The sequence below is a fragment of the Pseudomonas sp. BN515 genome, assembly GCF_029873155.1.
Taxonomy (GTDB): domain Bacteria; phylum Pseudomonadota; class Gammaproteobacteria; order Pseudomonadales; family Pseudomonadaceae; genus Metapseudomonas.
Genome location: NZ_SSOH01000072.1, coordinates 168,524 through 192,390 on the forward strand (window position 1 = coordinate 168,524; position 23,867 = coordinate 192,390).

23 protein-coding genes are annotated in these 23,867 nt (G+C 63.8%); 13 read left to right on the forward strand and 10 right to left on the reverse strand.

The window, feature by feature from the left end; genetic code table 11:
- Positions 1–110 precede the first annotated feature (110 nt).
- On the forward strand, positions 111–1,115 hold the full coding sequence (locus tag E8E91_RS18840; protein ID WP_280377731.1) for an NADP-dependent oxidoreductase: 1,005 nt from the start codon (positions 111–113) through the stop codon (positions 1,113–1,115).
- 43 nt (positions 1,116–1,158) lie between these two features.
- Here the strand turns inward: E8E91_RS18840 and pyrF are convergent, their stop codons facing one another.
- The 3 genes from pyrF to E8E91_RS18855 all read right to left on the reverse strand — a co-directional run bounded on the left by pyrF (position 1,159) and on the right by E8E91_RS18855 (position 3,744).
- Positions 1,159–1,857 carry an orotidine-5'-phosphate decarboxylase gene (gene pyrF, locus E8E91_RS18845; RefSeq protein ID WP_179062067.1) on the reverse strand — a complete coding sequence of 233 codons (699 nt, stop codon included), beginning with the start codon at positions 1,855–1,857 and terminating at the stop codon, positions 1,159–1,161.
- Between the two features lie 210 nt (positions 1,858–2,067).
- Positions 2,068–2,811 carry a hypothetical protein gene (locus tag E8E91_RS18850; RefSeq protein ID WP_280377732.1) on the reverse strand — a complete coding sequence of 248 codons (744 nt, stop codon included), beginning with the start codon at positions 2,809–2,811 and terminating at the stop codon, positions 2,068–2,070.
- A 45-nt stretch (positions 2,812–2,856) separates the two neighbouring features.
- A complete protein-coding gene (locus tag E8E91_RS18855) occupies positions 2,857–3,744 on the reverse strand; it encodes a LysR family transcriptional regulator (RefSeq protein ID WP_280363695.1) in 888 nt (295 codons plus the stop codon).
- A 90-nt stretch (positions 3,745–3,834) separates the two neighbouring features.
- Between E8E91_RS18855 and E8E91_RS18860 the strand changes: the two genes are divergently transcribed.
- From E8E91_RS18860 to E8E91_RS18870, 3 genes are all read left to right on the forward strand, one after another.
- On the forward strand, positions 3,835–4,308 hold the full coding sequence (locus E8E91_RS18860; RefSeq protein WP_280377734.1) for a multidrug/biocide efflux PACE transporter: 474 nt from the start codon (positions 3,835–3,837) through the stop codon (positions 4,306–4,308).
- 86 nt (positions 4,309–4,394) lie between these two features.
- Positions 4,395–4,562 (forward strand): DUF2897 family protein, encoded by a 168-nt coding sequence (locus tag E8E91_RS18865; protein ID WP_151135083.1) that lies wholly within the window; start codon positions 4,395–4,397, stop codon positions 4,560–4,562.
- A 52-nt stretch (positions 4,563–4,614) separates the two neighbouring features.
- Entirely contained in the window at positions 4,615–5,376 is a 762-nt protein-coding gene (locus E8E91_RS18870) for a CPBP family intramembrane metalloprotease (protein ID WP_280377735.1), read from the forward strand.
- Here the strand turns inward: E8E91_RS18870 and E8E91_RS18875 are convergent.
- Complete coding sequence (locus tag E8E91_RS18875) at positions 5,327–6,148, reverse strand: transporter substrate-binding domain-containing protein (protein WP_280377737.1); 822 nt, start codon at positions 6,146–6,148, stop codon at positions 5,327–5,329. The two genes, E8E91_RS18870 and E8E91_RS18875, sit on opposite strands and share 50 nt — an antisense overlap.
- 108 nt (positions 6,149–6,256) lie before the next feature.
- Positions 6,257–6,886, reverse strand: coding sequence for a TetR/AcrR family transcriptional regulator (locus E8E91_RS18880; RefSeq protein ID WP_280377739.1), 630 nt, complete (start codon positions 6,884–6,886; stop codon positions 6,257–6,259).
- Positions 6,887–7,079: 193 nt separating this feature from the next.
- Between E8E91_RS18880 and E8E91_RS18885 the strand changes: the two genes are divergently transcribed.
- From E8E91_RS18885 to E8E91_RS18920, 8 genes are all read left to right on the forward strand, one after another.
- On the forward strand, positions 7,080–8,867 hold the full coding sequence (locus E8E91_RS18885; protein WP_280377742.1) for a DUF1446 domain-containing protein: 1,788 nt from the start codon (positions 7,080–7,082) through the stop codon (positions 8,865–8,867).
- Between the two features lie 11 nt (positions 8,868–8,878).
- Positions 8,879–9,754 (forward strand): SDR family oxidoreductase, encoded by an 876-nt coding sequence (locus E8E91_RS18890; RefSeq protein ID WP_280377744.1) that lies wholly within the window; start codon positions 8,879–8,881, stop codon positions 9,752–9,754.
- Positions 9,754–11,370, forward strand: a complete 1,617-nt coding sequence (atuC, locus tag E8E91_RS18895) for a geranyl-CoA carboxylase subunit beta (RefSeq protein ID WP_280377747.1) — start codon at positions 9,754–9,756, stop codon at positions 11,368–11,370. Before E8E91_RS18890 ends, atuC begins: the two co-directional genes overlap by 1 nt.
- A gap of 72 nt (positions 11,371–11,442) precedes the next feature.
- Positions 11,443–12,603 (forward strand): citronellyl-CoA dehydrogenase, encoded by a 1,161-nt coding sequence (gene atuD, locus E8E91_RS18900; protein ID WP_280377749.1) that lies wholly within the window; start codon positions 11,443–11,445, stop codon positions 12,601–12,603.
- An 81-nt stretch (positions 12,604–12,684) separates the two neighbouring features.
- The gene (gene atuE / locus E8E91_RS18905) at positions 12,685–13,482 is read left to right on the forward strand and encodes an isohexenylglutaconyl-CoA hydratase (protein ID WP_280377751.1); all 798 of its coding nucleotides are present in this window, start codon (positions 12,685–12,687) and stop codon (positions 13,480–13,482) included.
- Between the two features lie 127 nt (positions 13,483–13,609).
- A complete protein-coding gene (gene atuF, locus E8E91_RS18910; RefSeq protein WP_280377753.1) occupies positions 13,610–15,595 on the forward strand; it encodes a geranyl-CoA carboxylase subunit apha in 1,986 nt (661 codons plus the stop codon).
- Between the two features lie 79 nt (positions 15,596–15,674).
- On the forward strand, positions 15,675–16,499 hold the full coding sequence (locus E8E91_RS18915; protein WP_280377754.1) for an NAD(P)-dependent oxidoreductase: 825 nt from the start codon (positions 15,675–15,677) through the stop codon (positions 16,497–16,499).
- A 252-nt stretch (positions 16,500–16,751) separates the two neighbouring features.
- Positions 16,752–18,575, forward strand: coding sequence for a long-chain-acyl-CoA synthetase (locus E8E91_RS18920; protein ID WP_280377756.1), 1,824 nt, complete (start codon positions 16,752–16,754; stop codon positions 18,573–18,575).
- Positions 18,576–18,866: 291 nt separating this feature from the next.
- Here the strand turns inward: E8E91_RS18920 and E8E91_RS18925 are convergent, their stop codons facing one another.
- The 4 genes from E8E91_RS18925 to E8E91_RS18940 form a co-directional block, all read right to left on the reverse strand.
- Complete coding sequence (locus E8E91_RS18925; protein WP_280377759.1) at positions 18,867–19,424, reverse strand: hypothetical protein; 558 nt, start codon at positions 19,422–19,424, stop codon at positions 18,867–18,869.
- A 25-nt stretch (positions 19,425–19,449) separates the two neighbouring features.
- A complete protein-coding gene (locus tag E8E91_RS18930) occupies positions 19,450–20,121 on the reverse strand; it encodes a hypothetical protein (RefSeq protein ID WP_280377761.1) in 672 nt (223 codons plus the stop codon).
- A complete protein-coding gene (locus E8E91_RS18935) occupies positions 20,118–20,708 on the reverse strand; it encodes an RNA polymerase sigma factor (protein ID WP_280363833.1) in 591 nt (196 codons plus the stop codon). The genes E8E91_RS18930 and E8E91_RS18935 overlap by 4 nt, the downstream gene beginning before the upstream one ends.
- Positions 20,709–21,547: 839 nt before the next feature.
- Positions 21,548–22,087 carry a recombinase family protein gene (locus E8E91_RS18940; protein ID WP_280377763.1) on the reverse strand — a complete coding sequence of 180 codons (540 nt, stop codon included), beginning with the start codon at positions 22,085–22,087 and terminating at the stop codon, positions 21,548–21,550.
- Positions 22,088–22,507: 420 nt separating this feature from the next.
- Here E8E91_RS18940 and E8E91_RS18945 point away from each other — a divergent pair, with 420 nt between their 5' ends.
- Positions 22,508–23,221 carry a hypothetical protein gene (locus E8E91_RS18945; protein ID WP_280377766.1) on the forward strand — a complete coding sequence of 238 codons (714 nt, stop codon included), beginning with the start codon at positions 22,508–22,510 and terminating at the stop codon, positions 23,219–23,221.
- Positions 23,222–23,385: 164 nt separating this feature from the next.
- Here the strand turns inward: E8E91_RS18945 and E8E91_RS18950 are convergent, their stop codons facing one another.
- Positions 23,386–23,772 carry a hypothetical protein gene (locus tag E8E91_RS18950; RefSeq protein WP_280377768.1) on the reverse strand — a complete coding sequence of 129 codons (387 nt, stop codon included), beginning with the start codon at positions 23,770–23,772 and terminating at the stop codon, positions 23,386–23,388.
- Positions 23,773–23,867 lie beyond the last annotated feature (95 nt).

Here is a 23,867-nt window from a genome sequence, read left to right on the forward strand (position 1 = left end):
TCGCCACCAGATCATTGCCATCCATGACGGGACATTCCGCCCGATCACCGAACTTGCCCCTCCCCGGCTGGCCGACTATCACCAGAGCTTTCCCTTCTGGAGTTCCTGCCATGTCCACGCTCAATCGCCAGTTCCTCCTTGCCCAGCGTCCGGTCGGCCCGGCCACCCGGGAGACCTTCTCCTACGTGGAAACCCCGGTGGGCGAGCCCGCCTCCGGTCAGGTGCTGGTGGAGAACCTCTATCTGTCCCTGGACCCGGCCATGCGCGGCTGGATGAACGACGCACGCTCCTACATCCCCCCGGTGGCCATCGGTGAAGTGATGCGCGCGTTGGGTATCGGCAAGGTAGTGGCTTCCGGAAATCCGGACTTCAAGGTGGGCGATCACATCAGCGGCGTGCTGGGCGTGCAGGACTACTTCCTGGGCGAGCCACGCGACTTCCACAAGGTGGATCCGAACCAGGCTCCCCTGCCCCTCTACCTTTCCGCCCTGGGCATGACCGGCATGACCGCGTACTTCGCCCTGCTCGACGTGGGCCAGCCAAAAGCCGGGGAAACCGTGGTCGTTTCGGGGGCCGCCGGCGCGGTGGGCAGCGTCGCCGGGCAGATCGCACGGATCAAGGGTTGCCGCGTGGTGGGCATCGCCGGCGGCGCCGACAAGTGTCGCTACCTGGTGGAGGAACTGGGCTTCGATGGCGCCATCGACTACAAGGCCGAGAACCTCCACGCCGCCCTCAAGCGCGAATGCCCCACGGGCGTGGACGTCTACTTCGACAACGTTGGCGGCGACATCCTCGATGCCGTGCTCACCCGCATCAATCGCAAGGCGCGCATCGTCATCTGCGGCGCCATCAGCCAATACAACAACAAGGAAGCGGTAAAAGGTCCGGCCAATTACCTGGCGCTGCTGGTCAACCGCGCGCGCATGGAAGGCATGGTGGTGTTCGACTATGCGCCGCGCTTCGGCGAGGCGGTCAAGGACATCGCCGGCTGGCTGGCCAGTGGCGAATTGAAGAGCAAGGAAGATGTGGTGACGGGGCTGGAAAGCTTCCCGGAAACCCTGGGCAAGCTGTTCAGCGGGGACAACTTCGGGAAGCTGGTATTGAAAGTGCGCTGATCGGCGCGAAAGGCGCGCTGCCCGGGGCAGCGCGCCAGCGGCGTCAGGCCAGTTCGGCGACGACTGCGGCCAGCGCCTTGGCCGGGTCGGCGGCCTGGCTGATCGGGCGGCCGATCACCAGGTAGTCGGAGCCGGCATCCAGGGCCTGGCGCGGAGTGAGGATGCGGCGCTGGTCGTCCTGGGCGCTGCCGGCCGGGCGAATACCCGGCGTCACCAGTTGCAGGCGCGGATAGGCGGACTTGAGGTCGGTGGCTTCCTGGGCCGAGCACACCAGGCCATCCATGCCGGCCTTGTCGGCCAGACCCGCCAGGCGCAGCACCTGCTCCTTGGGCTCGATGTCGAGGCCAATGCCGGCCAGGTCTTCGCGCTCCATGCTGGTCAGCACGGTCACGCCGATCAGCAGCGGCTTGGGACCGTTGAACTTGTCCAGGGTCTCGCGGCACGCAGCCATCATGCGCAGACCGCCGGAGCAGTGCACGTTGACCATCCACACACCCATCTCGGCAGCGGCCTTCACCGCCATTGCCGTGGTGTTGGGGATGTCGTGGAATTTCAGGTCGAGGAAGACCTCGAAGCCCCGGTCACGCAGGGTCGAGACGATTTCGGCGGCGCAGCTGGTGAACAGCTCCTTGCCCACCTTGACCCGGCACAGCTTGGGATCCAGCTGGTCAGCCAGCCGCAGGGCAGCTTCGCGGGTGGGAAAGTCGAGGGCGACAATGATCGGCGTCTGACAGGCGGACATGGAGGAAATCTCATACGAATCGGAAACGGCGCGCATTGTAGCGGAAGCCGGCGCGCGCCGCTGCCTCATGGAGCCTGTTTACGCGCTCGCGAGCTATGGAAAGACAAGGCGAAAACGGTTGAGAAAGCGGAGTCTACGAGCTGTAAATGAGCATTTCGAGGCCGTTTTCAACGCAGTATTTCAGACGCGCAGCAGCGCGTAGGCAGGCTCTCAGACCAGATGATCGAGGGCAAAAGCGGTCATGAACCCCGCCAGTGTGATCAGCCCCGTCCAGGCATGGGTGCTTTCGAAGGCTTCGGGAATCAGGGTATCGACCAGCATGCACAGCACCGCCCCCGCCGAGAAGCCCAATGCGAAGGCCAGCCAATGGGGCTGAAGGTCGGCGAACAGCCCGGGACCTGCCATGGCCGCCAGTCCAGACAGCAACGCGATCACGCCCCAGAGCGCGAACACCACCCAGCCGCTGCGCTTCTCCTCGCGCAGGCCCGCAGCACTGGCCAGACCTTCGGGCAGGTTGGCCAGGAAGATCGCCACCAGCATCAGCAGGCTGACCTCGCCACCGTCCAGCAGCCCCAACCCCAGGCCGAGGGATTCGGGAATGCCATCAAGAAAGGCACCGACGGCGATCAGCAACGCGACCATGCCGCTGCCGCCGTTGCTGCTCTTGCCGCGATGGTGCCGTTCCAGGCGATCGATGTACTGGCTGGCCAGGACGAACACGGCACCGCCGGCCAGCAGGCCCGCCAGGGTTGGCCAGAGACCGCCGATGCGTTCGGCTTCGGGAATCTGGCCGAAGCAGAGGGCAGCGACCAGCACGCCGCTGCCATAGGCCATGATCGAGGCCACCACCTTCTGCGGCAGCTTCACCAAAAAGCCGATGGCGGCGCCGATCAGCAGGCTGCTGGCGGCCAGCCAGCCCCAGAGGCCGGCCTGGATGGTGACGGGAATCTGCATGTCCTTCCTCCTTGAATAACCGGGGCCAAGGCTACCAGAACGGTCTCAGCGTGCCGCCGGACGGTCCAGCAGGCGCTCCAGCAACCAGCTCGCCGCCGGCCCCAGCGGACGCTGGCGGGACCAGACCACATCCACGGCCTGGCTGCGCGGCCAGCCGGGCACCTGCAATTCCTTCAGGCGTCCGTTGGCGTAGCCACTGACCAGCCAGCGCGGCAGCTCTGCCCAGCCGAAACCGTTGCTGGCCATATCCAGCAGCATCAGGTAGCTCGGCGCCGACCAGCAGCGGCCGCCACTGAACGGCAGCCCGTCATCCAGGGCCATGGCGTCGCCCACGGTATTCAGACGCAGCAACCGCCAGCCGGCGAGGTCGCTCTCCCGTACATCGGCCAACTGCGCGAGCGGGTGCTCCCGGGCCGCGAACAAGCCGAAGTCCGCACGCTCGGCCACAGTCGCCGAGCCCACCTCCGGCGGGTAACTGCCCTGTGCCGCCAGCAGGCCCAGGGTGGCGCGCCCTTGTACGACCAGTTCGATCACGTCGTGATGCTCGGCGATCAGGCATTCGAACTCGAGGTCGGGGTAGCGCTGATCCAGTTCCGTCAGGCGCTCTTCGTACTGCGCCGACTGGTAGGCGTCCGACAGCGCCAGGCTGACCCGTGGCTCCAGCCCGCCAGCCAGTTGCGCCGCAGCGTGCTGCAAGCGGTCGGATGCGGCGAGGATCTCATCGACCCGCCCCAGCAGGGCCCGGCCGGCGTCGGTCAGCTGCGGCTGTCGGCTGCTGCGGTCGAAGAGTTCCAGCCCAAGGTCGATTTCCAGCCGGGCGATGGCTTCGCTGACGGTGGACTGGCTCTTGCCCAGCTTGCGCGCGGCGGCACTGAAGGAGCCAAGGGCGACTGCCTGGGCGAAGGCTTCAAGGGATTCAGGGGAGTAGTTCATATCGGTTTTCCCGATGGCATCTCACTTAACCCTATCCCATCGACCGATGAGAATACAGGGCATGTCTTCATCAGGAGCCAGGAGAGCACCATGACCCTGACCACCACTGCCGCCCTGAACAAATCCATCAAGGAGCGGGTTTTCCATGCCCTGGCCTTCGAGGGCCTGGCCGTGCTGTTGACCGCGCCCGTGCTGTCGCTGGTACTGGGCAAGTCGCTGGCGCACATGGGCGCGCTCACGCTGATGTTCTCCACCGTGGCGATGCTCTGGAACATGGCATTCAACAGCCTGTTCGACCGCGCCCAGCAGCGCTTCGGCTTCCAGCGCACCTTGTCGGTGCGCATCACCCACGCCGTCCTGTTCGAGCTGGGGCTGATCGTGGTGCTGGTTCCGCTGGCGGCCTGGTGGCTGTCGATCGGGCTGGTGGAAGCCTTCGTGCTGGATATCGGGCTGCTGCTGTTCTTCCTGCCCTACACCCTGGTGTTCAACTGGACCTACGACACCCTGCGTGCCCGCCTGGTGGAAGGCCGGGCCGAGGGCGCTGCCGATTGCAGCGCCCGTTGAGCCGCACGGTAATCGCGGGCTCCCGGGAACGTGGAAAGGCGCGCACAATCGAATAGAGTAGTGGCCCCTTTTCGCAGGAGAACATCATGCCCTGGTATGCCTGGCTGATACTGGTCCTGGCCATCGGCTCCATAGTCGGTAGCCTGATGCTGTTGCGCGACACGGCGAAGAAACTGCCGCTGACCGAAGAACAGCTCAAACGCATCCGCGAGCGCAATGCCGAGATGGATGCCAAGGAAGCCAAGGACCGCTGACCCCGTGCCTTACCCCGAACAACAAAGCGCGGCAGCGTCGCTGAGAAGCGTCATGCCGCTCCACCTGCAACTGCTGTTCCCGCTGATCGTCCTTGCCCTTGGCCAAGGGCTGGGCGGCGTACAGGTGATCGCCCTGCTGGCAGGCGTCTCCTATGCCGGCTGGGTTTTCGCCGATCGGCAGTTGCCGGCGCGGCTCTGGCTGCCGGTCACCCTGCTCTCTTCCGTCGCCCTCGCCGCCCACCTGCTGCCGGGCTTCAGCCCATTTCCCCTGGGCGAACCACAGCGCCTCGGCCCTGACGCGCCGCCCTACGGATTGCGTGTTTCCTGGGACAAGCTTCTGGTAGGCATGACCCTGCTCGCCTGGTGGCTGGGCCGCCCGACACCGCGAGCGCTTGCGCCTGCGCCGCGCAACGCCTGGCTCGCCGCCCTCGCCACCTTGCTGCTGGTGCCAGTACTGGCGCTGGCGATCGGCCTGGTGGGCTGGCAGCCGAAATGGCCGGAGATGATCTGGGAATGGCTGGCGGTAAACCTGCTGGTCACCGTGCTGGCGGAAGAACTGGTATTTCGCGGATTGCTGCAACCGGCGCTGGTCTCCCGGCTCGGTGCACGCAATGGCGTGCTGCTCACGGCGGCGATCTTCGGAGCCGTCCACCTGCCGTTCAGCCCGTTGTTCGCGTTAGTCGCGGGGCTGGCTGGCCTGGGCTACGGACTGGCCTTTCACTACAGCGGCCGACTGTCGGTGGCAGTGGCCCTGCACCTGGCGGTCAATTCCTGCCATCTGTTGCTGCTGAGCTACCCGCTGCGGCTGGCCTGACTACCACGCCATAGCGCCCGAAGATCTGCTGTAACTGACCTCCGGCGCGCAGCCGCTCCAGCAGTGCGGAAAACTGCTCGGCACTGATGGGAGCTCCCGGTCTCAGCACGGCGTAGTGGTGGTAGCTCTGATCGATCCGGTCGCTGGCGAGGAAACTGCCCGCCTGCTCCGGGTTTCGCTCCAGGTAGGCATTGAAATAGGAACGGGTCACCAGGGCGATATCCGCGCGCTCGCGCAGCAGCATCCGCAGGTTGCTGTCGTGGGAATAGGTGAGCTTCGCGTCGAACTCGCGCTGGAGGAATTCGGGATCGGGATTGAAGCCGGCAAAGCCGTAGTGATAGCCGTTGTAGAGTGCCAGGCGCTTGCCGGCCAGCTTGCCGAAGTAATGCTGGCTGCGCCCGGGCTGGGCCTTGGCGACGAAGATTTCAGCATCGGCCAGCCCCATGTCGATGCGCGCCCCGGGGATGCCTTGCCAACCCCAGTCCGGATTCTCGAACACTGCCAGATCGATCCGCCCTTCCTGGAAATCCCGGAAGCGCCGGGGAATGGCGGTAGGACGCACGACGAAGCGGTAGTCCGTCTGCAACGCGTTGAGCGCCGCGAGCATGTCCAGAAGCAAGCCGCTGGCCTCGGCCGACTCAGGCTTGACCACATAGGGAGGGAAATGCGCGCCGGCGACCTGGACGGTCTGCGACGCCACCACAGGCGCTGAAATCAGCAGGACTACGGCAACCCACAACGCCTTCAGGGACAACCCCCTGCAAACTTCCATCTCTACAGCTGCTCCCTGCAGTTACGGCACTGCGCCGCAGAGTACGTGATTAACGTTGCAACTACCCACGTTCTCCAGAACGCGACGTGACGGACATCACATTTGCCGTCAGGCGTCCTTGATCACCAGCGACAGCGCTTGCTCGGCGAGTTGGTCAAGCGTCATCGGACCCTCCGGGCGGAACCAGGTGGTGGTCCAGCTCAAGGCACCAGTGAGGAAACGCCGCAGGATGAACGGATCGGCCGTGAAATACCCTTCGGCGCGCGCCTCACCCAGAACCCCCAGCCAGAGTTGCTCATATGCCTCGCGCAGCTGAAGGATGTACTGCTGCCCTTCCTCCGACAACGAACGCCACTCGTACACCAGCACGGCCATAGCTTCGCCGGTACCGCCCATGATGGATTGCAGTTCGCAGCGGATCAGCGCCAGCACCCGCTCGCGCAAGTTGCCGGCGTCCGCCAGGGAGGCACGCATCAGCGCGGTGTTGTAGAGGACGGTTTCCTCCATCACCGAGCGGAGGATCTCATCCTTGCTCTTGAAGTGATGGAAGATGCTGCCGGACTGGATACCGACGGCGCTGGCGAGATCGCGCACCGTGGTGCGCTCGTAGCCCTTGCTGCGGAACAGGTGGGCGGCGGTCTGCAGCAGCTTGCCGCGGGCGCTTTCAGGGTCGGTGATCTGGCCGCTGGCAACCAATTCCTGCATCACCGCTTGGGCTTTTTCGTCGTCAAGGCTCATTGGAATCCCCACTGCAGTCAGCCATTCCAACTTAAGAATGGTCCGCAAGTCTCTGTCTTGATTAACGAAATTTATGCCGGGTGATCCGCCCAAGCAAGCGCTCGGGTGAAAAAGAACCGAACCCCCACTTTTCAACCAAGCGCTTGCTTGGTAGTGTTCCATCCATCACCCAACAGTGCTGCGGAATACTCCAATGACAAAAACCGTACGCATCGGCTGCGCCTCCGCTTTCTGGGGCGACACCTCCACCGCTGCTGCCCAGTTGGTGCATGGCGCCACACTGGACTACCTGGTCTTCGATTACCTGGCCGAGATCACCATGTCGATCATGGCCGGCGCTCGCCTGAAGGACCCGAACGCCGGCTTCGCCACCGATTTCGTCGAAGTCCTGGCGCCCCTGCTGCCGACCATCGCGCAGAAGAAGATCCGCGTGATCAGCAATGCCGGCGGAGTGAACCCGGTCGCCTGCGCCAGCGCCCTGGCCGCCGCCTGCGAGAAGGCCGGCGTGACGCTGAAGATCGCCGTGCTGCATGGCGATAACCTGCAGCCACGGCTGGGCGAACTGGCCAAGGCCGGCATCCGCGAAATGTTCAGCGACGCCCCGTTGCCGCCCATGTGCGTCTCGATCAATGCCTACCTGGGCGCGCCGGGCATAGTGGCCGCGCTGGAACAGGGCGCGGACATCGTCATCACCGGCCGGGTGGTGGACAGCGCCGTGGTCAGCGCCGCCCTGGTCCACGAGTTCGGCTGGTCCTGGAGCGACTACGACAAGCTGGCCCAAGCCGCCCTCGCCGGCCACCTGATCGAATGTGGCGCCCAGTGCACCGGCGGCAACTTCACCGACTGGGAATCGGTGCCTGACTACGAACACATCGGATTCCCCCTCATCGAAGTGGAAGCCGACGGCAGTTTCTGCGTGACCAAGCCGGATGGTTCCGGCGGCCTGGTTACGCCTTTCTCAGTCGGCGAGCAGATGCTCTACGAGATCGGCGACCCGCGCGCCTACCTGCTCCCCGACGTGGTCTGCGACTTCACCCAGGTCCGCCTGGAACAGGCCGGGGCCAACCGGGTGCGCGTGCTCGGCGCCCGTGGCCTGCCGCCGACGCCGCAATACAAGGTCAGCGCCACCTACCCCGACGGTTTCCGTTGCACCGCCAGCTGCCTGTTGGCCGGCATCGACGCGGTGAAGAAGGCCGAGCGGGTCAGCCGCGCCATCATCGCCAAGACTGAAGAACTCTTCGCCGACCGCGGCTGGGGCCGCTATCGCGAGGTGAACGTCGAACTGCTGGGCAGCGAAGCGACCTACGGTCCCCACGGCCAGCGCCAGGACAGCCGCGAGGTGGTGATAAAGATCGCCGTCAGCCATAGCCGCAAAGACGCCCTGGTGCTGTTCTCCCGCGAGATCGCCCAGGCGGCCACCGGCATGGCGCCGGGCCTGACCGGCATCGTCGGCGGCCGCCCCACTGTCTACCCGGTGATCCGGCTGTTTTCCTTCCTGGTGGACAAATCCGCCTGCCACCTCGAAGTGGAAATGGATAGCCAGCGCAGCCCCTGCGACCTGCCGCAATTGCACGGCTTCGACGTCACAGCCCTGGCCGACGACCTGGCGCCTCCAGCCGCCGAAGGCCAGGCCAGCGCCAGCGTGCCCCTGGTGAAACTGGCGGTTGCGCGCTCCGGCGACAAAGGCAACCACAGCAATATCGGCGTCATGGCGCGCAAACCGGAGTACCTGCCCTGGATCGCCGAAGCCCTGACCCCCGAAGCCGTGGTCGACTGGATGGGCCACGTACTCGACCCGCAGATCGGTCGTGTGGCGCGCTGGTACCTGCCTGGCAGCCACAGCCTGAACTTCCTGCTGGAAAACGCCCTGGGCGGCGGTGGCGTGGCCAGCCTGCGCATCGACCCGCAAGGCAAGGCCTTCGCCCAGCAGCTCCTGGAATTCCCGGTGCCGGTGCCCCAGGCCCTGGCCGACAGCCTCTGAGGACGCAACCCATGGCATACGATTCGGTATTCAAGCCCGGCCTGTTCAGCGGCCAGACCATCATGGTCACCGGTGGCGGCAGTGGCATCGGCCGTTGTACCGCCCATGAGCTGGCGGCCCTGGGCGCCCATGTGGTGTTGGTGGGCCGCAAGGCGGAAAAACTGGAGAAGACCGCCGGCGAAATCTGCGAGGACGGCGGCAGCGCCAGCTGGCAGGCCTGTGACATCCGCGACGAAGAGGCGGTGAAAGCCATGGTCGCCACCGTGCTGGCTGAGCGCGGGCCGATCCATCACTTGGTCAATAACGCCGGCGGCCAGTACCCCGCGCCACTGGCCTCGATCAGCCAGAAAGGCTTCGAGACCGTGGTTCGCACCAACCTGGTGGGCGGCTTCCTGGTGGCCCGCGAGGTGTTCAACCAGTCGATGAGCAAGACGGGCGGCAGCATCGTCAACATGCTCGCCGACATGTGGGGCGGCATGCCCGGCATGGGCCATTCCGGCGCCGCCCGCGCCGGCATGGAGAACTTCACCAAGACCGCAGCCATCGAGTGGGGCTACGCGGGAGTCCGGGTCAACGCTGTGGCGCCCGGCTGGATCGCCTCCAGTGGCATGGACACCTACGAAGGCGCCTTCAAAGCCATCATCCCCACCCTGCGCGAGCACGTGCCGCTCAAGCGCATCGGCAGCGAGTCGGAAGTGGCCGCCGCCATCGTCTTCCTGCTCTCCCCCGGCGCCGCCTTCATCAGCGGCAACACCATCCGCATCGACGGCGCCGCCAGCCAGGGCAGCCGTGCCTTCCCCCTGGCCAAGGCCAAGCCCGGCCAGAGCAAGGCCTACAACGGGTTCCACCGGGCATTCCTGCCCGACGTGTTGAAGGATCAAGAGTAATGACCGCGATCCAATCCCAACTCGATGCCCAGGGCGACGACTTCGCGAAGAACCGCGCAGCCATGCTCAGCGCCATCGCGAGTTTCCGCGAGGTAGAGCAGAAGGTGCTGGACAAGGCCGCCGAAGCCCGGCCGAAGTTCGAAAAGCGCGGCCAGTTGCTGCCCCGCGAACGCCTGAACCTGCTGCTGGACCCGGGCAGCCCTTTCCTCGAACTCTGCTCCCTGGCCGGCTACAAGCTGCACGACGACAAGGACGGCACCCAGGCCGGCGGCGGCATCATCGCCGGCATCGGCTACATCTCCGGGATTCGTTGCCTGATCAGCGCCAGCAACAGTGCGATCAAGGGTGGCACCATCTCCCCCACCGGGCTGAAGAAGACCCTGCGCCTGCAGCAGATCGCCATGGAGAACAAGCTGCCGCTGGTGGCCCTCACCGAAAGCGGTGGCGCCAACCTCAATTACGCGGCGGAAATCTTCGTCGAGGGCGCGCGCGGCTTCGCCAACCAGGCACGGATTTCCGCCATGGGCATCCCCCAGGTCACTGTGGTGCACGGTTCGAGCACCGCCGGCGGCGCCTATCAGCCGGGCCTGTCGGACTACGTCATCGTGGTTCGCGGCAAGGCCAAGATGTTCCTCGCCGGCCCGCCCCTGCTCAAGGCCGCCACCGGTGAAGTGGCGAGCGACGAAGAACTGGGCGGCGCCGAAATGCACGCCCAGGTGGCCGGTACCGCCGAGTACCTGGCGGAGAACGATGCCGACGGCCTGCGCCTGGCCCGCGAGATCCTCGCGATGCTGCCCTGGAACGCGCAACTGCCACCCCAGCGCAAGGGCGAATGGCGCGAACCGCTGTACAGCGCCGAAGAACTGCTGGGGGTGGTTCCGGCCGATCCGAAGAAGCCCTACGACGTACGCGAGATCATCGCCCGCATCGCCGATGGCTCGGAGTTCCTCGCATTCAAGAACGAATTCGACAGCCAGACCGTCTGCGGCCACCTGCGTATCGAAGGGCGCCCGTGCGGCCTGATTGGCAACAACGGCCCCATCACGCCCCGGGGCGCAGCCAAGGCGGCGCAATTCATCCAGCTCTGCGAGCAGACCAACGTGCCGCTGCTGTTCCTGCACAACACCACCGGCTTCATGGTCGGCACCGAGTCCGAGCAACTGGGCGTGATCAAGCATGGCTCGAAGATGATCCAGGCCGTGGCCAACGCCCGTGTACCCAAAATCACCCTGGTGGTGGGCGGTTCCTACGGCGCCGGCAACTACGCCATGTGCGGTCGTGGCCTGGACCCGCGCTTCATCTTCGCCTGGCCCAACAGCCGCACAGCGGTGATGGGCGGCGCCCAGGCCGGCAAGGTGCTGCGCATTGTCACCGAGGAAAAACACGCCAAGGAGGGCAAGGAGGCCGACCCGAAGATGCTCGACATGCTGGAGCAGGTGACCGCGCAGAAGCTCGAGAGCCAGTCCACTGCCCTCTACGGCACCGCCAACCTCTGGGATGACGGCCTGATCGACCCCCGTGACAGCCGCCGGCTGCTGGGCTATCTGCTGGATATCTGCGCGGAGGCGGACGTGCGTCCACTCAAGGCCAACAGCTTCGGCGTTGCCCGGTTTTGACGGTAGGGTGCGCCTCGCGCACCACCCAAGATCTTGGTGCGCACGGCGCACCCTACAAGGAGAACAACAAAGATGATCTTCACTCAGGAACATGAAGAGCTTCGCCGCACGGTGCGCAATTTCGTCGACAGGGAGATCAACCCCCATGTCGACCAGTGGGAAAAGGAAGGCCGCTTCCCGATCCACGACATCTTCAAGAAGGCGGGCGAGTTGGGCCTCCTGGGCATTTCCAAGCCGGAGAAGTTCGGCGGCATGGGCCTGGACTACAGCTACTCGATCGTCGCTGCCGAAGAGTTCGGCACCATCCACTGCGGCGGCATTCCCATGTCCATCGGCGTACAGACCGACATGTGCACCCCGGCCCTGGCGCGCTTCGGTTCCGATGAACTGCGCGAGGAGTTCCTGCGCCCGGCCATCGCCGGCGAGATGGTCGGCTGCATCGGCGTCTCCGAAGTGGGCGCCGGCTCGGACGTGGCCGGGATGAAGACCACCGCCCGCAAGGACGGCAGCGACTACGTGATCAACGGCAGCAAGATGTGGATCACCAATTCCCCCAGCGCCGACTTCATCTGCCTGCTGGCCAACACCTCGGACGACAAGCCGCACGTCAACAAGTCGCTGATCATGGTGCCGATGAACACCCCTGGCATCACCCTCAGCGCCCACCTCGACAAGCTCGGCATGCGCAGTTCCGAGACCGCCCAGGTGTTCTTCGACAACGTCCGGGTGCCGCAGCGCTACCGCATCGGCCACGAGGGCGCGGGCTTCATGATGCAGATGCTGCAGTTCCAGGAAGAACGCATGTTCGGCGCCGCCAACATGATCAAGGGCCTGGAGCACTGCGTGGACGTCACCATCGACTACTGCAAGGAACGCAAGACCTTCGGCAACCCGCTGATCGACAACCAGGTGATCCACTTCCGCCTGGCCGAGCTGATGACCGAGATCGAAGCCCTGCGCGCGCTGGTCTACCAGGCGGTGGAGCTGTACGTCACCGGCAAGGACGTCACCCGCCTCGCCTCCATGGCCAAGCTCAAGGCCGGCCGCCTCGGCCGCGAAGTCACCGACGCCTGCCTGCAGTACTGGGGCGGCATGGGCTTCATGTGGGACAACCACGTATCGCGCGCCTATCGCGATACCCGCCTGGTGTCCATTGGCGGCGGCGCCGACGAAATCATGCTGGGCATCATCTGCAAGCTGATGGGCACCCTGCCTGGGAAGAAGAAAGGTTGATCGTGAACCGTAGGAGCCAGCTTGCTGGCGAAAGCTTCGCCAGCAAGCTGGCTCCTGCAACACCCTGACGAGGATGCCGGCATGAATGAATTGCCGAACTGCGAAACCCTGCTGCTGGAACAGGCCGCCGGCGTGCTGCACATCACCCTCAACCGGCCGGACAGTCGCAACGCCATGAGCCTGGCCATGGTCGAGGAACTGCGTGCAGTTCTGGCTGCCGTGCGCGCCGACTCCGATGTGCGCGCCCTGGTGCTGCGCGGTGCCGGCGGGCACTTCTGCGCCGGCGGCGATATCAAGGACATGGCCAGCGCCCGAGCGGCTGGCAACGACGCCTACCGCAACCTGAACCGTGCCTTCGGCAGCCTGCTGGAGGAAGCCCAGGCGCAGCCCCAGGTGCTGGTGGCGGTGCTCGAAGGCGCGGTGCTGGGCGGCGGATTCGGCCTGGCTTGCGTCTCCGATATCGCTATCGCCCACGCCGGCGCCCAGTTCGGCCTGCCGGAAACCAGCCTCGGCCTACTGCCGGCGCAGATTGCGCCCTTCGTGGTCAAGCGCATCGGCCTGACCCAGGCGCGCCGCCTGGCGCTCACCGCGGCGCGCTTCGATGGCGCCGAGGCCCTGAGCCTGGGCCTGGTGCACTTCGCCGAGGCCGATACGGTCGGCGTGGAGCAGCGCCTGGCCGAGAGCCTGGAACAGATCCGGCGCTGCGCGCCTGGTGCCAATGCCCGGACCAAGGCCCTGCTGCTGGCCACCGAAGACGAGCCGCTGGCTGCCCTGCTGGACCATGCCGCCGAGCAGTTCGCCGCTGCCGTCACCGGCCCCGAAGGTACCGAGGGCACCCTGGCCTTCGTGCAGAAGCGCAAGCCCACCTGGGCGCAGTGAGCCTTTACTCCCTCTCCCGCCGGGAGAGGGTTGGGGTGAGGGGAATCCCGCCGCGCGCAGGTGGTTCCCTCACCCCTGGCCCCTCCCCCAAGGGGAGCGGGGAATAGAATCCGAGGAGCCAGAGAATATGCCCAGCTTCAACAAGATCCTGATTGCCAACCGCGGCGAGATCGCCTGCCGGGTAATGCGCACCGCCCGGGCGCTCGGCTATCGCACCGTTGCCGTCTATAGCGAAGCCGACGCCGACGCTCGCCATGTGCAACTGGCGGACGAGGCGGTGTGCATTGGCCCGGCGCCCGTGGGGCAATCCTACCTGTCGGTCGCAGCCATCCTCGAAGCGGCCCGGAAGACCGGCGCCGACGCCGTTCACCCCGGCTATGGCTTCCTCTCCGAGAACGCCGAATTCGCCCGCGCCTGCGAGGCCGCCGGCATCATCTTCATCGGCCCCACTGTGGATGCCATCCACCTGATGGGCAGCAAGCGCCTGTCCAAGCTGGCCATGCTCGAAGCTGGTGTGCCGTGCATTCCCGGCTACGAAGGGGCCGAGCAGGACGACGCCACGCTGGCCCGCGAAGCCACCCGCATCGGCTACCCACTGATGATCAAGGCCAGCGCCGGCGGCGGCGGACGCGGCATGCGCCTGGTGAACGGCGCGGATGAGCTGACGACGCAACTGCGCACGGCCCGCTCGGAAGCGCTGAATGCCTTCGGCAGCGCCGAGCTGATCCTTGAAAAGGCCGTGATCCGGCCGCGCCATGTGGAAATCCAGGTGTTCGGCGACCAGCACGGCAACCTCGTCTACCTGGGCGAGCGGGACTGCTCCGTGCAGCGTCGCCACCAGAAAGTCATCGAAGAAGCCCCCTGCCCGGTCATGACGCCCGAACTGCGCCAGGCCATGGGCGAAGCCGCGGTGAAGGCCGCACGCACAGTGAGCTACGTGGGTGCCGGCACGGTGGAATTTCTGCTGGATGCCAGCGGCGCCTTCTACTTCCTGGAAATGAACACCCGTCTGCAGGTCGAGCACCCGGTGACCGAACTGATCACCGGCCAGGACCTGGTCGCCTGGCAGATTCGCGTGGCCGAGGGCCAACCGCTTCCATTGAAGCAGGACGAGATCCGCCTCAACGGCCATGCCATGGAAGTGCGCCTCTACGCCGAAGACCCGGCTGCGGGCTTCCTGCCCCAGACCGGCGACGTGTTGCGCTGGGAGCCGGCTGAGCTGGAGGGAATCCGAATCGACCACGGTCTGGTGGAAGGCCAGGCCGTGACGCCCTTCTACGACCCCATGCTGGCGAAGGTAATCGCCTGGGGCGCTACCCGCGAGGAAGCCCGGCGCAAGCTGGCTCGCGCCGTGGAGGATTGTGTGCTCCTCGGCGTGAAGGGCAACCAGCGCTTCCTCGCCAATCTGTTGCGCCACCCGCAGTTCGCCGCCGGGGAAGCCACCACCGCCTTCATCGGCGAAACCTTCGGCGCCGACCCGAGCCTGACACCGCAGGCAGCATCTCCGGCCGAGCTGGCGATGGCCGCCACCCTGCTCTACCAGACCTCTGCCGCCGCCAGTGCCCACCAGGGTGGCCTCGCCGGCTGGCGCAGCGCCGGCAGCGCGCCCTGGCGCCTGGTTCTGCGCCAGGGCGAGCAGAAGCACGGCGTGGAACTGGCGGTGCAAGACGCCGGCCAGCAACCGCGCCTGCTGGCAAGGGTGAATGACACCGAAGTTGCAGTCCGCCTGGTGAGCGCCGATGGCCGCTGGGCAGTGATGGAACTGGACGGCATCCGTCGCCGCGTCGCCTACCACCAACAGGCCACGCAGCTTTGGCTGTTCGGCCAGAACGGTAACCTGGAACTGCAGGACATCACCCACGAGCCCGCTGGCGGACAGGCCGGCGCCGCCTCCGGCACGGTGAAGGCGCCCATGGATGGCGCCATCGTCGAGGTGCTGGTGAGCGAGGGTGATCGGGTCGGCAAGGGCCAACTGCTGGTGGTGCTGGAAGCCATGAAGATGGAGCACCCGCTGAAGGCCGGCGTGGACGGCGTGATCCGCCGCGTCCAGGTCAGCCGCGGCGACCAGGTGAAGAGCCGCCAGTTGCTGGTGGAAGTCGAGGAAGCCCTGTAACCGAATGCTTTCCGTAGGAGCGAGCTCTGCTCGCGAACTGCCCCCTGAACAAAATAAGAATCACAACAGGAGCAACGCAATGTCCCTTTCCGGCAAAACCCTGTTCATCACCGGCGCCAGCCGTGGCATCGGCCGCGAGATTGCCCTGCGCGCCGCCGCCGATGGCGCCAATATCGTCATCGCCGCCAAAAGCGCCGAGCCCCATCCGAAACTCCCCGGCACCATCTTCAGCGTCGCCGAGGAAGTGGACGCCGCCGGCGGCAAGGCCCTGCCCCTGCAACTGGACGTGCGCGACGAGAACGCCGTGCGCGAGGCCATGACCAAGGCCGCCGAACACTTCGGCGGCATCGATGCCCTGATCAACAATGCCGGCGCCATCAAGCTGGTGGGCGTAGAACGCCTGGACCCCAAACGCTTCGACCTGATGTATCAGATCAACACCCGCGCGGTGATGGTCTGCAGCCAGGCCGCATTGCCCTTTCTGAAGCAAAGCGCCAACAGCCACATCATCAACCTTTCACCACCACTCAACCTCGCACCCAAATGGTTTGCCCAGCACGGCCCCTACACCGTCACCAAGTACGGCATGAGCATGCTCACGCTGGGCATGAGCGAGGAGTTCAAGAAGTACGGTATCAGCGTCAACTCGCTCTGGCCGCAAACCATGATCGCCACCGCCGCCATCGAGTTCGAACTGGGTAGCCGCGACGCCTTCAAGCGCGCACGCACGCCCGCGATCATGGCCGACGCCGCCTACGCCATCCTGGCAAGCCAGGGTCGCAGCATCACTGGCCGCCTGCTGATCGACGAAGAAATCCTGCGCGAACAGGGCCAGACCGACTTCGAGCAGTACCGCTACGACCCGCAGGGCGGCTCGCTGGTGCCGGATCTGTTCCTGGACTGATTCCGCGCGGCAGCCGATGAGCCTGTAGGGGCGAATTCATTCGCCAAGGGCTGCGCAGCAGCCCCATGCCGTGCCGGGCAGTCCTGCGGACTGTTTGGCGAATGAATTCGCCCCTACAACAGTTGTTCGCCACCGCCACCACCATTTGCCCATCTGCCCTTCCCCCGCCGCGCCAGGGTCATGGCGGGGCCCGGTCGACCGCTCTAGAGTCAGGGGCACATCTGCGTACAACAACGACAACACGCGAGAACCATGAGCCAAGTCGATCTGATCTCTCCGCTGAGCTTCATCGCCCGCCTGCCGGCCAACCTTCCGCGCTTGCCGCGCATGGTGCTGGGCCTCTACTACACCGGCATCCGCAACCGCGAAAAGGCGTTGTCCCTGGGTTGGGCTCTGGAACGCGCTGCGCGGCTGTACCCCGAGCGCCCGGCCGTGATCGATGAACAACGCCGGATCAGCTATGCCGACTTCAATGCCTGGAGCAATCGCCTGGCCCACGCCCTGAAAGCCGAAGGCGTGGCACACGGCAGCGTCGTGGCGGTGATGCTGGAGAACCGCATCGAAGTGCTGGCGGTTCTTGGTGCCCTGGCCAAGCTGGGTGCCATCGCCGCCCTGGTGAACACCACCCAGCGCGGCAAGGTGCTGAGCCACAGCCTCAACCTGGTCAAGGCCCGGCACTTTGTGGTGGGGGAGGAACTGCGCGGCGCTTTCGACGAAGTCCGCGCTGAACTGGAGGATGCCCGCCGCTGCTACTGGGTGGCCGATGGTGACTGCCTGACCGCCCCCGGCGACACCCCACCCGGCTGGCAGAACCTGATGCGCCTGGCCTTGGGTCAGTCCAGCGACAACCCGGTGGAAACCGGCCAGGTCCGCCTCAAGGACGCCTGCTTCTACATCTACACCTCGGGCACCACCGGCCTGCCCAAGGCGTCCATCCTCAGCCATGGCAAGTGGATCAAGGCCTTCGGTGGTTTCGGCCACTCGGGCCTGGGCCTCGGCGAGAACGACGTCTTCTATCTGACCCTGCCCTGCTACCACAACAACGCGGTCACCGTGAGCTGGGCCTCGGTGCTGGCCGGTGGCGCCGCCATCGCCCTGCGCCGCAAGTTCTCCGCCAGCAACTTCTGGAAGGACGTGGCCCGCTATCAGGCCACCTGCTTCGGCTACATCGGCGAGCTCTGCCGCTACCTGCTGAACCAGCCGCCCTGCCCCGAGGAACAGGGCAACAGCCTGACCTGCATGATCGGCAACGGCCTGCGCCCGTCGATCTGGGCCGAGTTCAAGACGCGCTTCGGCATCGAACGGGTGATGGAGTTCTACGCCTCCAGCGAGGGCAACATCGGCTTCACCAACGTGTTCAACTTCGACAATACGGTGGGCTTTTCGCCGGCCACCTTCGCCATCGTCCGCTATGACCTGGAAAACGACCGTCCGCTACGGGACCACCGGGGCCTGATGGAAGAAGTCGGCAAGGGCGAAACGGGCCTGCTGATCAGCGAAATCAGCGACAAGTGGCCCTTCGACGGCTACACCGACCCGGCCAAGAGCGAAGCGGTGATCCTGCGGGATGTGTTCAAGAAGGGTGACGCCTGGTTCAACACCGGCGACCTGATGCGCGGCATCGGCTGCAAGCACGCGCAGTTCGTCGACCGCCTCGGCGACACCTTCCGCTGGAAAGGCGAGAACGTCTCCACCACCGAGGTCGAAAACGCCCTCGGCGCCTTCCCCGGCGTGGAAGATGCGGTGGTCTACGGCGTGGAGATTCCCGGCACCAACGGTCGTTGCGGCATGGCCGCCCTGCGCCTGGGCAGTGGCGCGCAGCTGGATGGCCAGGCCCTGGCCGTTCACCTGGATCGCGAACTGCCGGCCTACGCCTCACCGCTGTTCGTGCGCCTGCTGGCGGAAGTGGAGACCACGGGCACCTTCAAGTACAGGAAGACGGACCTGAAGAAGCAGGCCTACGACCCGGATGCGGTGAACGAGCCCCTCTTCGCCCGGTTGCCCGGCGAAGCCCATTTCCGCCCGCTGGACGGGCCGCTGTATCAGGCGATCCAGCGCGGAGACTATCGTTTCTGAAAAGGGTTTTGTGATTCTGTAGGAGCGAGCTTGCTCGCGAACCCTTTGGGCCTGGCCTCTTCGCGAGCAAGCTCGCTCCTACTCAAAACCCAGCCGTAGAGCGGAGCACGCTTCACCGGTCCACCATTCGCGGCCCGGCAATGCGACGCTGGTGGATGGAAAAGCGCCATCCACCCTACGAGGCTGAAGGGAGTTGCGATTTTGTAGGAGCGAGCTTGCTCGCGAAGCTTTTGAGCCTGGCCTTTCGCGAGCAAGCTCGCTCCTACTCAAAAGCCAGGCATGACCACGCGATCAGCGCTTGAACTCGAACTGCAGCTCGGCGCCTTCCACCGAACGCCAGTAATCGTCTTCCCGCTCATTGGTGATCAGTTTGCCATTGAGCTGGAACGGGCTTTCCGGGACGGGTTTTTCCACGAACATCTGCGGCAATAGCTGCTGGTCAGGCAGGTCGGCCGCTGCCTCGGTCGGCTGCAACTGATCCACCAGATCCTTCGGCAGGCTGAGGTCGAGCTTGGCTGCGGGCAGCGGGGCCGTGGCAGCCGACTCTGCCGCCGGTTCGGCCGGCTTGGCCGGGGCGGGAGGCGTTGGCGCGGGTTTCGGTGTCGGCGCGGGCGGCGGTGGAGTCGGCTTGGACTCAGGCGCGGGCGGCGGCTCCACGGGCGCGGTCGGCTCCGGCGCCGGGCTGGAAGTCAGCGGCGGCGGCGCCGGAGGCGTTTGGGGCTGGGACGGCGCTTCCTTGTCGCAGGCCGCCAGCAGGGTCAGTGCCACAGCGGCACAAAGCAGATGAATCGAACGCATGAAAGCACTTGCCAGGGCGAAGATGGCGCAATGCTCCACCTTGGCCAGCATCGTGGCAAGTCCGCCGTGATCGCCTTCAACGCTCCCCTTCCAGCGCACGCAGTTCTGCCGCGATATCTCGCTGCGGATAGCGCGCCTGCAGCTCGTCCAGCAGCTTGTGCACTTCCTCGCGCTTACCCGCCTTCTCCAGTTCCAGCACGCGGCGCAGGTCAGCGTCGAGTTCGGCAGGCGCCGCCGCCTTGGCCTTGGCCATCTCCGTCTTGGGTGCCGCCTTCTCCAGGTGCATGGACTCCGCCTGCCGAGCCTCTTCACTGACGCTATCGGCCATGGCCGACGCCTTCTTCTCAGCCTGGGCCGGGGGGCTGGCGAGCGTGGCCGGTGCGGCTCTGGACATGGGCGCGGCGGCCGGGGCCGGCGCGGAGTACTGCGCGGGGCTGGCAGGCGGCGCGTCGAAGCGCTGCTGGGCCTCGTCCTGGGTGCGCAGGGTCAGGCTCAGGCCAATGCCCAGGGTAGCGAAGCCGGCCACGGCGACTGTCCAACGCTGCCGGCCGCCAGCGCCAAACAGCCAGGTGTGCAGACGCTCACCGAACGACGGGCGACGTTCAGGCCGGTTCTGGGCGGCCTGGGCAGCCGCCGCGGCGAGGATGCGCTGGTCCAGCGACGCCGACGGTTCATCGTGGCTGTGGCGGCGATAGTGTTCGAGCAGTTCCCGTTCCATGGCGTCCGGCTTGTGCGGGTCTTGGTTCATGCGGATACCTCCTCGGCCGCAGCCGGGTCGGCCAACAGCCGACGCAACTTCTGCAACGCATAGCGCAGACGGCTCTTCACCGTCTCTGCGGGGGTGCGGGTAAGTTCGGCGATCTCGGTCAGTTCCAGGTCACCGTGGGCGCGCAGCAGGAATACCTCGCGCTGCTCACCCGGCAGTTCGTCCAGGGCCGCGCGCAGGCGCTGCTGGTCCTGGCTGAGGGAAAGTTCCCGCTCGGGGTCCGGGCTCTCTCCCGGCAGCGCCTCGCCGTGCAACGTCTCATCGAAGGCTTCTTCACGGCCCTGGAGGCGGCCGTGCTTGCGCCAATGGTCGATCAGGCGATTGCGGGCGATCTGGTAGAGCCAGGTCTTGAAGCTGGCCTGCCCGAGTGGCGATGACTCGCTGCGGATCAGGTTCAGCCAGGTCTCCTGGAAGATTTCCTCGGCCAGCGCGCCGTCGCCGCACAGGCCGCAGAGAAAACGGTAGAGGCCGAGGCGATGGCGCGCGTAAAGCACGCCAAAGGCCTCGGCATCGCCATTCCGGTAACGCCGCAGCAAGGCGGCGTCGTCATCCGTGAGAGTCGCGTTCACGTCATTCCTTCCGCGCGTGGGATGGGGCAGGAGTTTGCAACCAATAATCGCCGCTGTTACTACCAATCATAAAACCGCCCTGAAACACCGTTTCCTTTGAGACGAAGCATGGTGACAGAACGGGTTAACGTCCGTGTTGCTGCCCCCTGTGACCGGCTGGCACACTGAAATCACTACACCATCAAGGAGACAGCAGATGAAAGGAATTGTTGCAGGGTTGGTTGGGCTGGTGTGGGCAACCGGGGCAATGGCGGATGGGAACGAGTTACTCCAACACTGTCAGTCCATGATTCGCTTTACGGATAGCAACGGGGCGGAAGGCGATTCGTTTAGTGCAGGGTATTGCCTCGGAGTAATCAATGGCGTGACATCCCTACGCGGGCTAACCAATCCGGGCCTTCCCAAAAGGGCGCAGACTTGTCTACCTGAGCAACCAGTATCAGGGATACAGGTGGCGAGAATTGTTGTGAAATTCATGACGGAGAACCCCGAGCAACTTCATCACGATGATGGCGCCCTTGTGTTTTTTGCCCTACAGCGGGCATTCCCCTGCCAAACCTAACCCCCTTTTCCCCGGCAAATTCCTTGTCCCGCCCCGGCAGAAAACAGCCCCATTTTTTAGCGTTTGGAATTCAGGCCGGAAAAGTATCAAGGCTCTCTCCTAGGCGCTTAACACCCCGCAAAGGGGGCCAATGGAAACGTTTGTTTTCTCATAATATCGACAGGCGTGAGCGGCCTTGGAAGGCGTCTAGAAGACGTGGAACGTCTTCCCCACTCAGGGATACTACAAATGACAAAGGCCACACTCTGGCGGCCTTCTGTGGGGCGTATAACGGGGCTTATCCCTTCATTGCTCGCTGTACTGTGGACAGGCTTACATTCAAGTCTTTCGCAGCCTGACGGAACGACGAACCACCAGCGATAGCAGCCCGGATAGCATCATCATCCACCTTCTTAACGCGACCTTTGTACACGCCAGCATCCTTGGCCTTAGCGATGCCTTCCCGCTGGCGTTCCCGAATCATCGAACGTTCGAACTCTGCGAAGCTCCCCATCATCGACAACATCAGCTTTTGCATAGGGCTGTTCTCCCCTGTGAACTCAAGCTGTTCTTTGTGGAAGCGGATGTGGATGCCCTTGGCATTTAGGGATTCGACTAGGGACAGTAGATCGGCAAGGGAACGGGCCAGACGATCAATCGAATGGACGTGGATAGTGTCCCCTTCCCGAACGTATTCCAGCATGGCTTGAAGCTGGGGGCGGATTACATCTTTACCGGATGCCTTATCCGTGAATGTCTTATCAACCTGTACGCCATCCAACTGACGTTCCGTGTTCTGGTCTACCGAGCTAACCCGTACATATCCGACCTGTGCCATTTCCCTGCCCCCTGTATTCATTTGCCTCTAGATGTGGCGAGTATGGCTGTATTCATTTCCAAAATCAACTCTATTGAATACGGACTTTGTATTCAGCCGTGTGTAGTCGTCAGGGTTTACCCCAATGCATACAGATAACGGCTAGCAACCTCCCCCTTTCAGCTATCGCCCCCATTCCTGCCGTTGTCATGTAGGACGGCTAGGGCTGTTCTTTTTTTGAGCAACAGTGTTTTCGGCAAATCGGGATGCGTTTGGATTATCTGGAGCGATTTTGAAAATTAACTGCGAAAAGCACGCCCAAGCTGGGCAATCCGCTACACCAGCTCCCGTAAACGCTGGGCTGCGTACTAGCTCCCGGCTACCATGGCGAATGTTTACAGGGACAGTGGAGCCCTGTTCCACGGCTGATAAGGATTAGGGATGGAAAACAAACGAACTTGGATTTGGATTGGCCTTGGCGTTCTGGTACTGGCCACACTTGTAACTGCCCTGCCGTGGATTTTGAACTTCCATAATCACTTATGGAGCGACGACCCCGCCCATTGGGGCCAGTTTGGTGATTACATCGGCGGAACCTTGGCAACGATCCTTGCGGCCCTTAGCTTCGGCGGCCTGATGTTGAACGTGATTCAGCAAAACCAAGCTATGCGGAAGGAGTGGCAGCTTCGGGACGATGAAAGCTACAACCGGCAAGCCATCGTCTGTTTGGAGCGGGCTTTTGAAGCGATTACGGATGACCAATACGCCCGCCCCAAAACTAACCGCCAAGCTTGGATTGATTGTGCAAGGCTACTACTGGCTGCCCAAGAGTTAGGCACCAAGATTAAGTCGGACGGCTTCAAAGCGATGTATGGCAGCGAGTTAGCGCACTGGCGTAGAAAGTTTTATGACCTATTTGATCCTGAAAAAATCTTCTCAGCCTCAAAAGCTCCCACTTTCTATATAGGCTATAAACTTGAGCCAAATTCGGTTTATGCAATTTACAGCTTTATAAACTGGCCCGAAGAAGAACCGGATGCCTTATCACAAATAAAAACCACAGACTGGGACATTAGTAAGATTCCCTTCTTCTTCCCCAACCAAGGCGCAAAAGCTTTCTTGTTAATGATTAAGGATAAGTACACCGCCGAATGAAAAAAGCCCCAGCTCAAGGCCGGGGCTTGTCATTGTCGCAGCTTGTAGTAGTAAGGCGCTGGCCAGCGCTATACGATCAGTAGTTGATACGATTGCGAAAGGCGGGACAGATTTTTGAGGGTTAAAACCTCTGAAAGCCCCGACTCAAGGCCGGGGCTTATTGTTTACGCTTGCTGCTTTCTGAATCCACGAATGATCCATGCGAATAATAGCACAGAACAATAAGCTGCAATGGATGTTGCAATCCATATTGCCAGATACTTTACGCAATATTCAATCTGATTGGACTGAAGATTCTGAACCGCCAATCGCCTAGTCTCGTCAACTTGCTTCTCTGCGAATTCTAGCACCGGGTCATGGCCTCCATGCTTGCTCAAAGTACGCTGCCATTCATTATTAATGGCGATCTTGTCTCGTGTGTACGCGGCATCAATTTTGGCGAGAGTGGGGAACTCGGCGTACCCAATGTATCCTAGCCATACCCCCCACAGAACAGAAAGTACAACCCACAGCCGGAACCAACCTTTACGACTGTATACGTTGAAGTCCATAACGCCCCCTCCCTATGGAAAGGCTCATTGTAGCTTATGGATGATTCCTGAATGAAGGGGGCTGGCGATGGCCATCGCTATATAATCGAGTAGAG